Source organism: Marinomonas posidonica IVIA-Po-181 (genome assembly GCF_000214215.1).
Classification (GTDB): domain Bacteria; phylum Pseudomonadota; class Gammaproteobacteria; order Pseudomonadales; family Marinomonadaceae; genus Marinomonas; species Marinomonas posidonica.
In genome coordinates, this window is sequence record NC_015559.1 from 1,623,352 (window position 1) to 1,637,658 (window position 14,307).

At 43.0% G+C, this 14,307-nt stretch carries 16 protein-coding genes; 5 read left to right on the forward strand and 11 right to left on the reverse strand.

Annotated features, from left to right (window positions below; all coding sequences use genetic code 11):
• Positions 1 to 52: 52 nt before the first annotated feature.
• The 5 genes from MAR181_RS07660 to MAR181_RS07680 form a co-directional block, all read right to left on the reverse strand.
• The gene (locus MAR181_RS07660; RefSeq protein WP_013796019.1) at positions 53 to 1,159 is read right to left on the reverse strand and encodes a DUF1513 domain-containing protein; all 1,107 of its coding nucleotides are present in this window, start codon (positions 1,157 to 1,159) and stop codon (positions 53 to 55) included.
• Positions 1,160 to 1,161: 2 nt separating this feature from the next.
• Positions 1,162 to 2,220 (reverse strand): imelysin family protein, encoded by a 1,059-nt coding sequence (locus MAR181_RS07665; protein ID WP_013796020.1) that lies wholly within the window; start codon positions 2,218 to 2,220, stop codon positions 1,162 to 1,164.
• Positions 2,220 to 3,599: a di-heme oxidoreductase family protein gene (locus tag MAR181_RS07670; protein ID WP_013796021.1), complete on the reverse strand. Its 1,380-nt coding sequence runs from the start codon at positions 3,597 to 3,599 to the stop codon at positions 2,220 to 2,222. Before MAR181_RS07670 ends, MAR181_RS07665 begins: the two co-directional genes overlap by 1 nt.
• Before the next feature lie 175 nt (positions 3,600 to 3,774).
• Entirely contained in the window at positions 3,775 to 5,070 is a 1,296-nt protein-coding gene (locus MAR181_RS07675) for an imelysin family protein (RefSeq protein ID WP_013796022.1), read from the reverse strand.
• A 131-nt stretch (positions 5,071 to 5,201) separates the two neighbouring features.
• Positions 5,202 to 5,786 carry a hypothetical protein gene (locus MAR181_RS07680; protein ID WP_013796023.1) on the reverse strand — a complete coding sequence of 195 codons (585 nt, stop codon included), beginning with the start codon at positions 5,784 to 5,786 and terminating at the stop codon, positions 5,202 to 5,204.
• 359 nt (positions 5,787 to 6,145) lie between these two features.
• On the opposite strand from MAR181_RS07680, the gene MAR181_RS07685 reads away from it, so the two are divergent.
• Entirely contained in the window at positions 6,146 to 7,324 is a 1,179-nt protein-coding gene (locus MAR181_RS07685) for a BaiN/RdsA family NAD(P)/FAD-dependent oxidoreductase (protein ID WP_013796024.1), read from the forward strand.
• A 24-nt stretch (positions 7,325 to 7,348) separates the two neighbouring features.
• Here the strand turns inward: MAR181_RS07685 and MAR181_RS07690 are convergent, their stop codons facing one another.
• The 3 genes from MAR181_RS07690 to MAR181_RS07700 all read right to left on the reverse strand — a co-directional run bounded on the left by MAR181_RS07690 (position 7,349) and on the right by MAR181_RS07700 (position 8,953).
• Positions 7,349 to 7,978, reverse strand: a complete 630-nt coding sequence (locus MAR181_RS07690; protein WP_013796025.1) for an OmpA family protein — start codon at positions 7,976 to 7,978, stop codon at positions 7,349 to 7,351.
• Between the two features lie 137 nt (positions 7,979 to 8,115).
• Complete coding sequence (locus MAR181_RS07695) at positions 8,116 to 8,538, reverse strand: VOC family protein (protein ID WP_013796026.1); 423 nt, start codon at positions 8,536 to 8,538, stop codon at positions 8,116 to 8,118.
• 88 nt (positions 8,539 to 8,626) lie between these two features.
• Positions 8,627 to 8,953 carry a hypothetical protein gene (locus MAR181_RS07700; protein ID WP_013796027.1) on the reverse strand — a complete coding sequence of 109 codons (327 nt, stop codon included), beginning with the start codon at positions 8,951 to 8,953 and terminating at the stop codon, positions 8,627 to 8,629.
• A gap of 95 nt (positions 8,954 to 9,048) precedes the next feature.
• Between MAR181_RS07700 and MAR181_RS07705 the strand changes: the two genes are divergently transcribed.
• On the forward strand, positions 9,049 to 10,077 hold the full coding sequence (locus MAR181_RS07705; protein WP_013796028.1) for a nucleoid-associated protein: 1,029 nt from the start codon (positions 9,049 to 9,051) through the stop codon (positions 10,075 to 10,077).
• Positions 10,078 to 10,109: 32 nt separating this feature from the next.
• Here MAR181_RS07705 and MAR181_RS07710 read toward each other — a convergent pair whose 3' ends face one another.
• Both MAR181_RS07710 and MAR181_RS07715 read right to left on the reverse strand, forming a co-directional pair.
• Positions 10,110 to 10,757 (reverse strand): HAD family hydrolase, encoded by a 648-nt coding sequence (locus MAR181_RS07710; RefSeq protein ID WP_013796029.1) that lies wholly within the window; start codon positions 10,755 to 10,757, stop codon positions 10,110 to 10,112.
• Positions 10,758 to 10,926: 169 nt separating this feature from the next.
• Complete coding sequence (locus MAR181_RS07715) at positions 10,927 to 11,115, reverse strand: hypothetical protein (RefSeq protein WP_013796030.1); 189 nt, start codon at positions 11,113 to 11,115, stop codon at positions 10,927 to 10,929.
• Between the two features lie 148 nt (positions 11,116 to 11,263).
• Between MAR181_RS07715 and MAR181_RS07720 the strand changes: the two genes are divergently transcribed.
• A complete protein-coding gene (locus MAR181_RS07720) occupies positions 11,264 to 11,740 on the forward strand; it encodes a DUF2947 family protein (protein ID WP_013796031.1) in 477 nt (158 codons plus the stop codon).
• A 105-nt stretch (positions 11,741 to 11,845) separates the two neighbouring features.
• On the opposite strand, the gene MAR181_RS07725 is transcribed toward MAR181_RS07720, so the two are convergent.
• Positions 11,846 to 12,562: a tRNA-uridine aminocarboxypropyltransferase gene (locus tag MAR181_RS07725; protein WP_013796032.1), complete on the reverse strand. Its 717-nt coding sequence runs from the start codon at positions 12,560 to 12,562 to the stop codon at positions 11,846 to 11,848.
• Positions 12,563 to 12,840: 278 nt separating this feature from the next.
• On the opposite strand from MAR181_RS07725, the gene MAR181_RS07730 reads away from it, so the two are divergent.
• Both MAR181_RS07730 and MAR181_RS07735 read left to right on the forward strand, forming a co-directional pair.
• Positions 12,841 to 13,605 (forward strand): DUF1499 domain-containing protein, encoded by a 765-nt coding sequence (locus tag MAR181_RS07730; protein ID WP_013796033.1) that lies wholly within the window; start codon positions 12,841 to 12,843, stop codon positions 13,603 to 13,605.
• Between the two features lie 92 nt (positions 13,606 to 13,697).
• Entirely contained in the window at positions 13,698 to 14,285 is a 588-nt protein-coding gene (locus MAR181_RS07735; protein ID WP_013796034.1) for a TetR/AcrR family transcriptional regulator, read from the forward strand.
• Positions 14,286 to 14,307: the final 22 nt, after the last annotated feature.

Here is a 14,307-nt window from a genome sequence, read left to right on the forward strand (position 1 = left end):
TACCGAAAAATAATGGCTTTGACCATGCAAGAAATGGCTTAAATCTAACTAATTATGTATTAATTTGCCGTAAATGGTTGTCCCAGTGAACTGTTGGGTGTTTATTGATCAAATTGATTTGTTCTTGTACAGGGTTGCTGACAAATTGGCTACCAGTGCCTGTGGTTAGAATAAACTCGTGCGCATTACCATGGGCGATTAAACCACATACATCGCGACAATTATCAATGCCTAGGAAGGTTTTGCTGTCGACATGCCAATAGGCGACAAAACCACCACGAGGGGTGCTAATGGCCAATACGTCTCCTGATTGGTCAAAGCATACGCTACCGCAATATTGTTTAAATCGGGCTCTCACTTGTTCTGGAATCGGTAAATAGTCCAGCTCAGGCTGATCGATGCGCGACAAGGCAACCAATGGAACCTGATCCCATAATGGACCTTGATATTGAAAGCCGAGCGCCACCGTGCCTTTTTGATTAACATCTAAATGACGAATGCTCAGCTGGTGTAATTCTTCAGCATTGGATGCTTGGTTTAATCGCTCACCATTCTGTAATGACAGATAGGTCACATTAGGCGACATGGTATCCAAGTTAAGAATTTCACGATCTTTGCGAGGATGGGTTTTCAAACCACCATTGGCAATGACTAAGACATCGTCATTTAGTAAAACTGATTCATGAGGCCCAATACCATGGCTTGAGTACACGTTTAAAACCTGCCCACTTGGCCACTCACGAACAAAAATTTTACCTTCACCAGAAGGATAATGATTTTCTTGAGTAATTAAGCGTTGTCCATCATGGCTAAAGATCGCATGACCATAAAAGTGGTGTTCTTTCTCTGGCTCAATACGTATCAATTTTTCGTGAGTGGTAACATTGAAGAAGTCCATATAAAAGCCAGGTCGTCGTGCCACGATCCCGACAATAGTTTGGTTGGGGTGCACAACAGGAGCATGAGCACGATCAGGTAATCTTGTTTGCCAGAAAAGATTCCCTTTTGTGTCAAATAGGCCAAAAAAATGCTCTGTTTTGCTCTTTGAAAATGCTGAAGCAAATAGCGTTTTTTCGTCATTTGATACGGCGATAGAAGCCCAAGATGGCGCGCTAGCAAGCGCGCCGCTCAATGCTAAAAAACGGCGTCTTGATAACATTTTTAATCTCCGTCGCGACTGTTAAAGCCAATCTGGAAACCCAGTTGAGTGACTAATTGTGCTAAATAGGTTTGGCTAGCGGAAATCGATTTAACGAGTGGCGTCGCCATCTCAATGCGCTGGGCTTTTGAATAGCTGGATTGGAAATAGTCATCTGGCAGTTGCAAAGCCAATTTTTGATTATTGATTAACGCCTGCTCAAGTTGATTAGCCAGTTTAGGGTGTTGTTGCTGTGCAATGTCGTATAGTGAAGGCTGACCAGCATGATAGATTTTACGATAGGACATTAGATTGGCTTGAATGGACGGCAATGAAAGGTGACTGCGATAGAATTCCGCCAGTTTCAGGTTTTCATGCCCATTGTAGCCAATTGGTGTTTCCAGTTTTGCGTCTTTCACTGCCGACATGTGTTCAATCCACTGTTGCAGTACTTGCTCCAATGCCGCTTGTTCTGCATCAAACTCCGCGCCTTCTTCTGCAAAGATCCAGTCTTGTGCGCGGCTATCTTGCCATTGCTTTGCCACATCGCTAGCACTGCTAAATTGGTGTGCTGTCACTTTTTCTAATAAATGGCAGTGGTTTTTGGTTTTCATTGGGGTGAAATCTGGATGATACAGAAGGCTTTCTATGGCGGTTAGGCCGCGTACAGCAATACTAGCAGAGGTCCAAAATTTAGGCGCTTCCATCACACTAGAATCTTGTTGAGCCAGTGCTCTTAGCTGGCGCTGGGTCACGCCTTTTTTATCTGGCCAGTATTCGAATGCATAGTAACGCATGAAATAAGTAACAGGGCCAAAGTTTAACCATTGTACTTGTTGCCAATCGAGCACGTTATTTTGGAAAGCCGTTTCTGTAGACGCTTGGTTGGCTTTGGTCGGGGCCGCGCACAATTGGGTAGTTTGTTGAGCAAGGGTATCAGCAGAAACTGCGTAGGTATTATAGCCGCTGCGAATAACGTCAGAGATAATGCCATTTAGTGGTCCTTGCCATTGTCCTGCAAAGCTAAGCAAAGGGACACTGGCACTAATCGCAACAGCCATGATTTTTGGAAAATACTTCATTACAACGACTCCAGAAAATAAATGAGTTTTTGGCGATATTCTTTGCTCAAGCGTTTGTAAGCTTGCTGACTCGATTTGGCTTCACCGCCATGCCATAAAATGGCTTCTTCAATTGTCCGAGCTCGTCCATCATGAAGAAAGCCCACTCGACCTGATACTTTTTCGGATAAACCAATTCCCCAAAGAGGAGCGGTTCGCCATTCTTGAGGTTCGGCGGAGTAAACGGGAAAACCCGAACGTAATTCTGCTCCCATATCGTGTAGAAGCATATCGGTAAAAGGGTAAAAAGTGCGATTTTTTAAGGCTTTATATGGTGAGCCATTGCCTGTTACCATTTTGGGAGTATGACAGCTAGCACAACCTGAATTGATGAAAATGTCTTTTCCCGCTAAGAAATCAGGCTCTGACAAATTTCGTATAGCTGGTGGCGCGGCTAAAGATACGAATAAATCGACTAGTCGGGACTGTTGTTTGTCCACCTCGAGATTATCCAGATGAGGGCTATTACCATTCGGACTCTTCATGCAGTCTGTTTGAAATGTTGTACAGTCGCCTGAAGGCGATGGGAATAGAGTGGTTGAGAGTCCCAAATCAGTATTAAAGGCGAGTTGGTTTTGTGCCGTTACGCTGGGTGTCGTGGCTTTATAGCCAAAACGACCGACTATGGGGTTGTACGGGCCTGGTATCCAGCTGACTTTACCGCTTATACCGTCCTGATTAATGTCGTCTGGGTCGGCCTTGGCGATGATGTATTGGTCAGGAATATTGTCTAGCAATCCCATGCCGACTAACGACGGGGAATTCAGTAAAGTAAACCCCGTGTCAGGTTCAAAAGGGCCATAGTGTAATTTGCTCCAATGAAGCTCTGGCTTTCTAAGTGACACTTTGTGTCCATCATCTAAGACTTCAATATGGGTTTCATAGGTAAGGTAAAAGTCACCTTCAGGTAGAATGCCATTGGTACTTTGGCCTTGAAATTGGCCGCCATAATGTTGATCCCCCACATTAGGGTAAATGCCATCATGATGATTTGTTGTATTGGCATAACGCTTCCCTAAACGAACCATGAAAGAAGGGATGGTTGCACCACGAATATGAGCTTTTGGGGCATGGCCTCGACTATTGTTGACATGGCAGTTGTTACAGGATCGAGTATTGTACAGTGGCCCTAAGCCATCACTGGCTGTTGTTGATGAGGGCGCGGGCACCCAAAATTTCTGAAACACGCCTTCGCCAATGCGAAATTCAAGCTTTTCATCCGCCGACAAGGTTGGCAGTGGCTGTGAATATTCACTGGCAACCGAGATATTAGTAAAACCAAAAAAGCTGGCAAAAAGGCCAGCTAACAATAGCAAATTTTCATTTTTCGATCTGGTCATAGATTAGGCAAACACCACTTATTGACTAAATGACACAAAAGTCTTGTGACCCCATGCACATGTAAAAGGGAAGGGGCAAAACACCGAGTTCGATATCACTCTGTATTTCACGCCTTCCCTATTATAACGCGACTGTTTTCGATTATCGCGTTAGGAGTATTCTATTCCAATGGTCTTATTCGAATACTGCACTTGGGTTATCAAGGCTATCAGAACCTTCTAACGCAATGTCCTGCAGACCAAGAGTTTGAATGATCTCTTCCGTTACATGTGTTTCCACAACTAAGGAATCGACAAAGTCTTGAACCAATTGGTTGCCTTGTGTGTTGTTCATAGCAATCAGAACATCAAAGGTTTGACCTTGTGCCGCTGCATCTACCATAGCTTGTGCGGCGTCTTCTGTCATGTCCAATTTCTGCTTCATGTTGCTGTCTAGAACCGCATTTTGTTGAGCGACGAGTTGTGATAAAGAAGCGCCTTTTAACCAGCTGCCATCAACACGTTGATATTCACCAAGGTAAACATTTTTAATGCCTTTGGCATCGTAGTAATGTGACCAGTGAGTGTTGTCAGAGAAGCAATCATGCTCTTCTTCAGGATCATGCAACATTAGGCCCAATTTAGTACGTTCACCACCTAGCTCGCCGTAAGCTAAACTGCCCATTCCGGTTAGGATAGTAGAAAGACCTTCATCTGCAGATTGATCAAGTAAAGCCTGACGCGCCGCGCCGCCTTGTTTCCAGTTATCAGTCATTTCTTCTAAATCAGAGATGAGCAAATCGGTTGCCGCGGTTAGGTATTCACGACGACGATCACAGTTACCATTGGTACAGTTATTTAGGTCGAAGTCAGTCGCTTTACGCTCACCTGCGCCTGGGTTAGTACCATGTAAGTCTTGACCCCAAAGGAGGAATTCAATCGCATGGTAGCCGCTAGCAACGTTCGCTTCTACACCATCGGCTTCTTGCAAGTGATCAGCAATAAGCTTTGGTGTGATCTTACTTGTATCAACCGTTTCGCCACCAATGACTAAGCTTTTAGAAGCAATAACATTTGCGGTGTAAAGTGGGTTTAGATCCGATTCACTGCCGTAACTACTGGTTGATACATAGTCGATAAGACCTTCATCAAGTGGCCAAGCATTCACTTTGCCTTCCCAGTCATCAACGATAGCATTACCAAAACGGTAAACTTCACTCTGTTGGTAAGGAACACGAGAAGCCACCCAAGAGATGCGTGCGGCTTTTAAGTTAGCTTCGGTAGGATTGTCTAGGAAACGATTGATTGTAGTGCGAAGATCTTGCGCGGTTGTTAAAGAGTCACCATAGATGGCTTCTGCAATGTCAGCGTAATGAGTAACAACAGAATCAGCTGTGACAGAAGCGGAATCATTTTTAACATTGGTTGTACCGCATGCCGTTAGTAGCGCACCTGCTACACAAACCGCAACCGGTGTCAGTAATCGTTTCATTTTGATGCTCCAATATTGAATTGTTACAACACTATATTTGAAATGAAAACGATTATCAATGCGTCCTTTCACATGCTTTTTACGTATTTTGTATTTTAATGTTAATTACTTAGTTGAATGATAAATTTAGCTTATAGTCCGCACTGATTGTAGAAAGCATTTTCGGCTGTGTTGGCTAAACCGTATTCACATGCTTTTTCTCGTAATAGACTTTTACCTTCCCAAGAAACGCTCATGCTGATGGGGGATTTATGTTTATAGCTTGGAATAAAGCGATAAGCGGCAATCACATCAACAGAACTGTTTGGGCCAACTTGCACAGATTGTCCAATTAAGCGTTGGCGCGTCTCTTTGTTATAAAGCGTGTAATCTGTTGTGTATTCTTGGTCACCATTATCATGCGAAAAATTGAGCCAGATTTTACGGTAGGTTTGAGGTTCCGAGGTTGGATTTTCAAAACGCAATTTGGTGTAAATGACTTGAGCACGTGAAAGACTGGTCTGAGCATTATTACTCACGTTTAAATAATGGCTGTGATTTTTTTGCCACGGCATGTTAGCGCCAAAAGAGACATCTACTATTTGAATGGTTTGTTTGGCAAACAAGGTGCCAGTGTAATCCATGAGGTCTTTCACTGGTGCATAAAGTGCGAGAGCAGCAAGTCCTAATGCGGCCATTTTTTGAAGACTAGGGACGGAGGCGAAGCGTTTAATCATAACTAAATCCTTATTTTCACTTTAAGAATATTAATTTAACTGTTTGTTTATACAGTACTGTATGCCTATACAGTTTTTATGTAAAGCCTCTGAATGAATAAAATTTGCACATTTTTAAAAAAAACACTTGCTTTTGTCTTATTGCCTTTTCTTTAAAGAAAAAATAAAAAATGTTTGATTTTGTGTAGTTGATTGAAAAATAAAGGAAAAAACAATCTTCCCACAAGCTTCTTCACGGATTCTGTGGAAAATAAAAAGCACAATAAAATTTCATTAATTTTCTTTGGAGTTTTTGACTAAGCAATGAAAAAAAGCGCCTAAAGCTCTATAATGCTGCCAAAATTAACTTGAGGTAGGCTGTGGATAAGCAAGATGTGATCATAATTGGAGCAGGGGCGTCGGGTTTAATGTGTGCTGCAACGGCAGCGTATCGTGGCAGAAAAGTTTTAGTGCTCGATCATGCGAATAAAGCGGGTAAGAAAATTCTCATGTCAGGAGGCGGACGTTGCAACTTCACTAACATGGATGCCGCCCCGAAACATTTTTTATCGGATAATCCTCATTTTTGTATCTCTGCATTGCGTCGTTATACACCGCAAGACTTTGTTGATTTAGTGGATCGTCATGGTTTGGATTATGTTGAAAAGGCCCCAGGCCAGCTTTTTTGCGAACATTCTGCGAAAGACTTATTGGCTATTTTAATGACGGAAGTGGAGTGGTCTGGTGCTGATATTAAGCTGAATATCAAGGTTGTAAAAATTGACTATCAAGATGACATGACCTTGGTGACCACAAATCAAGGTGTATTTGCTTGTGATTCATTGGTGGTTGCTACCGGTGGTTTGTCGATTCCAACCATGGGTGCGACTGGTTTTGGTTATGATATGGCCAAACAAGTCGGCCATGAAGTGTTGCCGACACGAGCAAGCTTAGTGCCGATTACGGTTCAGCCGGAACGAAAAGAGCAGTTTGCCGCCTTATCTGGTATTGCCTGTGATATCACCGCCACTTCTAAAGGTGTGTCGTTTCAAGAGCCTATGCTCTTTACCCATCGAGGTGTCAGTGGTCCAGCTATATTGCAAATTACCAACTTTTGGCAGCCGGGTGAGTCGTTGGGAATCAATTTGATCCCGAACTTAACGTTAGAATCTCTAATGGCATTACGACAGGAAGCACCGAAAAAGAGTTTTGAGGGTTATCTTTCGAGTTTATTGCCAAAACGTTTAGTGGAACTAGTGAAAGTGCGTTTTGATTGGTTAGATCAGCGCTCTGCACAAACTTCAAACGAACAAATCGAGCAACTGTTCCAATACCTTAGTCATTACGACATTGCACCAAATGGTACGGAAGGCTATCGCACCGCGGAAGTCACATTAGGTGGCGTTAATACCAAGGAAATCTCGTCAAAGACCTTTGAATCGCAAAAACAAAAAGGTCTCTACTTTATTGGTGAAGTGCTGGATGTCACTGGTTGGCTTGGTGGGTATAACTTCCAGTGGGCGTGGGCGAGTGGCTTTGCCGCTGGTCAGTATGTGTAATTTTGAACTTAAAACAGGGACGTTTTAGTTGTTGCGGTTGTAAGCGGTGTTGGCGCTTTGGTCGACGCTGTAGATGGTCCAGCGCTGATTAGCGAATTGCTCTTTTGCAAATACTTCTGCAACAACACGGCGGTTCTGGCTGCGGCCTTCGGGGGTGTCATTGGTGGCGATAGGACGGGTTTCACCGTAACCGATGCCTTTGACGCGGTTGGCTTTAATGCGGAAGCTATCAACTAATACATCTGCAATAGCAGAAGCTCGCTTTTGGGATAAAACGCGATTTGATTCTGCTGACCCTGAGCTGTCTGTATGGCCTTCAATGACAATGTTGCTGTGTGGGTGCTCTTGAAGGAAGGCCGCAAGGTCTTTTAATTCAGAATAGAAACGTGGTTTGATATTCGCTTTGCCTGAGTCAAACAATATGTTTAGTTCAACAGAAAGCAGTTTTGAAGTTTGACTCGAGCAGCCTTCATTGTCTACGGCAGAGTCTGATGGCGTGTCTGGACAAAGATCACGAGCGTCAATTACGCCATCACGATCGGTGTCTGCAAGACGGGCCTTTACATTTGACGCATACAGGCTTTCGGCTGTCGCGAAATGGCTAAAGGCAAGCAGGCAGGCTGCAATGCTGATGTGTTTAATGATTGACGTCATGAATAACTGGCTCTTTATACAACTTTACTACTTAAGCTAATTTTAATTTAAAAAATGATCACTAGCCATGGGCTTTTTGTATCTTTGTTTTGTTAAATTGTTTTTATGTAGCGTTTTGTTAAAGAGGGGGCTGTTTTCTACCAGCTTCCTGTGTTTTCCATCGATGCCCAAGGTTCAGCAGGTTCTAACGAGCCGTCTTTTTGAAGCAGCTCAATTGAGATGTTGTTTGGGTCTTTAATAAAGGCCATGTGGCCGTCGCGTGGTGGTCGTAGAATGGTTACACCCATATTTTGTAGGTTGTCACATACTTGGTAGATATTGTCTACTTCAAAGGCCAAATGGCCGAATTGGTCGCCACCTGAGTAGCTTCTATCATCCCAATTGTGAGTCAGCTCAACTTCAGGTGCGCCTGGTTCAGAGGCGTAGTAGATAAGTGAAAACTGGCCCTTTTCACTGTCCATACGGCGTGTTTGTACCAAACCCAAGCCTTGTGTGTAAAAAGTATGACTTTCCTCTGGCTTATCTGTTCGTATCATTGCATGTAGGTAACGAATCGACATGGTTCTCTCCTTTTTGATTTCTGCTTGCATGGCATTATGGCGCTAAGATTCAGTAAATACAAAAGGTTAACTCGGACTTGCATGCTTTTTACTCATCTTCCCATACCCAACGTAAGGGTTCGCCAAAATCATCATAAATGACTTTTTTCTTCGGTCTAGTCTTGTTTGTTTTCGGGGCTGACGACGAAGAGGGCGGGTGTTTCTTATGCTGAATTGCGGCCACCACATGATTTAGTGGTGTGCGGTCTTGTCTTGGTTCACTAAAGCCGATGTGACTCGTGTTATACTTTCCATCAACAAGGCCTGATTCGCCCATGTCGACTTGTTGGATTTCCCCTTTGGCTTTGATAAATTCCTCGACCAAAGACTCGAGTTCTTGTCGTGTCTCTTTTTTTGTGGTTTTAGGTTTTATCATGGCACTTATTCTATGGAAAATCTTGTTGTGAATGAAGGCGTTACAGATTCAATGAAAAAGTCATTAAACATCCATATTAAACGTAGAGGTAGCTGGTGTCTATTAGCAACTTAATTGTGCATGAAATTCAGAAGCATGAAGGTGAACGCAAGGCCATTTTGATTGCGCGTCCGAATGAAAACCCAGTAGATAGTCAGGCGGAAGCGTTGTCAGCGCAAGTGACCAACTTATTTAATCGATCTGGAATGAACACTGGACGATTTGCCAATCCACAAGGCAGTGATGAGGGGTCTCAGTTACCGGGTTTACTGTATAAACATTTTAAAGATAACGACTTTGCCGATTTTGCCGCGTTTACAAAAGATTGTGCTGCCGAATACTTGAAACACCTTGAATCGGTAGAAGAGGCGGAAGGTGGTTTGTTGTGGTTTAACCATTATGAACTTCATGACACGCACTTTTTATACATTGTTATGTTGAAGCGTAAAAAAGGCATTGGTCTTGGTGCGGATTTGAGTTTGTCGCAAATTGAACAGATCGAAATGGAAAAGCTCCACATGGCATTGCGTATCAACTTGACGGCTTGGCAGTCTGGTGATGAAGGACGTTACATTGCGTTTCGCTTTGGTCGTGCTCCTAAATTTGAAAGTGAATACTTTACACATTTTATCGGTTGTGATGAGCCGAAAGCCGCAGCGAAAGAAACACGCAAATTGGTGGATTTGACATCGGCGTTTTGTCAGGCAGAAGGCATTCCTTCAAAGCAAGCAAATGAATTCAAGAAAGTGGTTTCTGAGCATTGTCAGTCAAAAGCAGAAGAGCGTGAGCCATTGGAGATTAAAGATATTGCGTCGCAGGTTGAATCACGTTTCTCGGTTGAACAAGCCAACAAATTTTTAGAAATTGCAGATTCTGATAGTTTTAAAATGGAGAAAGAAATCTTCGTTGAAAAAGCGGCATTGAAGAAACTAACGCGTTTATCGGGCAGTTCCCGTGCCTTAACCTTAAGTTTTGATAGCGAGTTGCTAGGGGAGTCGATTAAGTTTGATGCAGACTCCGGCACCTTGGTGATCAAAGATTTGCCAAAGAGTCTGCTGAAACAATTACAAGCTGTTAGTGATTAATTCGACCGTGAAAAAAAATTGAATGGAGAGGCTTATGATAATCCCAATAAGCCTTCCAGTTCTTTCATACTGTTGAAGACTTCAGTTGCACCGGCGGCCAGCTGTAATTCTGCTGGTACGCTTTCACTAAAAGCAAACACCCGCATACCTGCTGCCCGTCCTGCTCGAATGCCCGCCACGGAATCTTCAATGACAATGCAATCTTTTGGCTCTGTGCTTAGTGCTTGAGCAGCGGTTAAGTATAATTCTGGTGATGGTTTTCCTTTGGCCACATCTTCAACACAAAATCGTGTGCTGAAACGCTCTGCAAGCTGAATCTTATTCAGTTTATAGTTCATCTCTTGGCGTCTGGCATTGGTCGCCATGGCGATCGGAACCGTGATTTTATTCAGCAATTCGACGACGCCTGTAATGGGGGCTAACTCTTCTTCCATTAGCGCTTGGAATTTTTGACGATAGATTGAATCAAAGTCATCTGGTAGCGCTTTGCCAAGCATTGCCTCGGCATTTTGTAGATTCTCTTGATTGGTAAAGCCGGTGAATTTGTCATGAAGTGTTTGATCGTCAAGCTCTAGCCCTAGCTCTTTGAGCATAGTGCGAAGTAAGTCATTTGATAGGTTTTCGGTGTCAACGATCACACCGTCGCAATCGAATAGAATGGCTTTGTAGGAATGCATCATATAAAAGCATATTGGGTTGAGAATGTGCTTTGATGATAACGAATTATAGGTAGGTTAAGGAAGGGAGGGGCTTTATTGTTTTTCTCCCCAGAAGAAAAATGTTTTACGATATAATCATGCGTCTTTTAAGAGACGTTTGTTGTCTAGGTTGCGCCAAAGCGGCTAAGAGTTAGCTGGCTTGGCTAAGAGTTTGAGAGCGAAGGCTGATTTTTTTGATAGAGCGAAAGCTTGTTTTAAAGAAAGCCGCAATTGCTTTAGCTTGGCGAGCACGCTTTTGACGACGAGCATGATCTTCAACTGTGGTATCTTTATAACCCCATTGTGCAAGTAGTGCTTCGTATTGTTTTTGAGAATCCATGAGTCTCTCCTTATAGGTCGGTTTGCAAAAATGTTGTTTTATTACAACAAGAGTAATACTAGTTAAGGCTGACCCATTGAACAAACGATCCTTTTTCACTCTATAGTTGAGTTTTTTTCACCTTTATTAAATTCTAAGGAAAATTGTCTTGTATCAAGCATTATCTCTGTTCTCAAAAAGTTGGATTTTTAAACGTCAAGACCCTAAGGTGGCACCGGAGGATTTGGCACAAATTCACTTTTTGACAGAATCAAAAGCAGAGCAAATTTGGCGTGATTACGTTAGTCAGGATCAGCTTCATCCAGATCTTTTTACCGAGTTTGATTGGCCTAAGAAAGTCCCTGAAGAGCTTGAGATTAATAAGGTTCAATGGGAAAAAGCATGGGACAGTGATTTATTAGAACTGCCGGAGGCCGTGCTGGCGCACTGTCACCATTGGGGGGAGGACACCACTGTCTATTTTTGTTGCCACAATGAGCAAATTTTTGAGCTCAGCTGGGGAGTGTTTAAGCGGACTTGGAAGGCCTTCTTGTTTTTAGATAATGGCCCAATTTTGGTGGGTAAAAAGAAGAAGCAAGCTTTGCAGTTTCACTCTAATGGTTGGGTTAACTTACTTTTGAGATAAATTAACTGTATGAAAAGCAATCAGTTAATCTGCGCTTTTTTGTAATTTTGCTACATTTTTATTGGTGTTTTGCCAAATGTAGGTGATGAGACCAAATGTTTGTTGTTACCTGGTATGGTCATTGCCTCGTTTACGGCTGTTTAAGCAGGCTTGGTTAAAGGCTTGATAATAACGCAATAGGTGTTCGCTCTGATCCTTGTGGCCTAAGCTGTCTAACAGCATGGCGGTGACTTCTGCGGTAGCAAACTGCATGTCATGCTGCGAATGTCGTACTAAAAATGAGCGCTGTGCTGCTTGGTTGATTTCAAAGTGAGGAATGGTCTTTAACCACTCGCTTTGATGGAACATCTTGCTGGCTTGTTTCCAGGTACCATCAAGAATGACAAAGGTGTGCGGCTTTCCTGTGTTTTCTTTTATTACTTCTATCTGTTGTCTCATAGCTCTTCCTTGTTTTTGGGCTGTTAACGTATTGGGGAAGAGAAGAGTGCAGTGCTGTTTGTTTTCATTTAGCTGGTTTAGGAGAGCTTTTTCTGGTTCGGTTCTGCTCCAGATAAAAGCCTGTGTCTGATTCGGGAAAAGGTCCGCGATCAGTCGGCCACTGTTTGTCGGTTTGTGTATTTCGTCCCGGTGGTAAAGCAAAATAAAGTGAATGGCCGCGTTTTGTGTTTGCCTTTGGTCGCAAAAGCAAGCTGATTTCGCCATTAAGCAGCTGGCGCATCGGTCAGCATTTGAGCCTCTTGCTAGAAAAGGTCGCATGGCTTTGGATTTGCAGTCTTCTCTCAATTGATCGACGGCGTGTTTTTGAAACTCTCTAGTCATCATGGTCTTCGTTTTTAAAGTAGAGCGTCATTATGGTTTTTTTTAGCCTAATGTCTATGGGCGTTTTAGTTATTAAAAATGCCATCTTGTGTCATTGTCTTATTGCTCTTAAATGTATAAATTTGTTAACAAAAAATGGCAAATTTACGATTTCCTGAAGAAAGCTTTAAACAAATTATGCAAATACAGAGGAATGAATTGGAAGCTTCTTTTTAGCGCTGTTCGTGATCTCTTTCTCACGCTAAGGTGTGAGATATTATTTTGGTACCACTGAGTTATTTATGAGTCGTTATATCTCTCCTGTGTTGTATGTTCTTCTGATGTTAGTGGGATGTATGGCCTTTGTTTCAATTGCTGGTGTTCGAGTGGGGATCTTTGAACCACTGACAGGTTTTTCCATGGTGCGTGAAAGTGTTTATGCTTCATTGGTGTTATCTGTATTGGCCATTGTTTCACTAGGCGCTTGTTGCAAAGAAAGAAATATCGGTAGTCAGCGTTTCTTTTTCTTAGTACTCATTGTGTCTCTTGTGTACAGTTTTATGTGGATCGGCTTTTATTTACACCGCTCTGATTTACCTTCTATTAATGACATCTCCACTGACACAGAAATGCCACCTGCGTTTTTGAATGTGAATTTCATTCGCAGTTCCAACGAGAATGACCTTGCTTACAACCCAGATTGGGCACCTATTCAGAAGAAGCATTATCCAAATGTTAAACCCGTATTTACGCCTGAAAGTAAGCAGCAGGTGTATTATGTCGTAGCGGATTTGGTGCAGGATCGTGGTTGGGATGTTGTCGCCAAATACCCGGCAGCAGGTATGATTGAGGCAACCGCTCGTACGCCGATTTTTGGTTTTCGTGATGATGTCGTGATACGTATTTTGCAGGTGGATAATGACAAGGTTCGCATAGACATGCGTTCTTGCTCTCGTGTTGGTCGAGGGGATTATGGTGTGAATGCTCAGCGCATTGAGTCTTTTATGACGGATTTGAACACTCGTCTAGAACGCTCCACCATGCCCAAGGTCAACACTGTTCGATAATTGCACTGCCAGTTTTGGTATTGAAAATCTGCTCGTCATTGAAAATCAGATAGGCTAGGCTTTGATGATTATTCAGTAAAGGGCATGGTGACGTGAGTCTTCGACAGCAGCAAAAACAACATACTCGATCTAAAATCAAAACCATTGCCAAGCAGGCTTTTCTCTCCCAAGGCATCGCCGCCACAAGTACTCGTTATTTAAGTCAGCAAGCGGGCATTGCTGTCGGCACCTTGTTCGTGCATTTTCCCGACAAGCTAGCGCTGGTGAAGGATATCTTTTTTGATGAAATGGATATCGCGCTAAGGGCGGGTGCTCAAGCCCAATCCCATTGTGTGTCACCGCTTGAATACTTGTCGCAGATGGCGCAAGTCTTGTTCCGTTTCTATGATGAATACGCCGAATTTACACGAGAAGTCTTGCTGGATAGCGTGGTGACAGGCGGTTTTCACACCAATCAAATTACGATTATTTCTGAAGGCATTGTGAAGCGTTTCCAGCACGTGGGAGTGGATGAAAAAACGGCGCATGTTTTTGCTGAAAATATGGTCGCAAATTATTGGTTTGTATTACTGGAAAGTGTACCAAAGGGGCAGCTCGGGCACGCTGCGATGGCGCGTCTGAAACGGTTAAACTTACCTTTTGAAGTGTCTTATCAAAACGCCGCAAAGAAATCACAGTAAAGCGCCTTTCTTTTTTATAAGG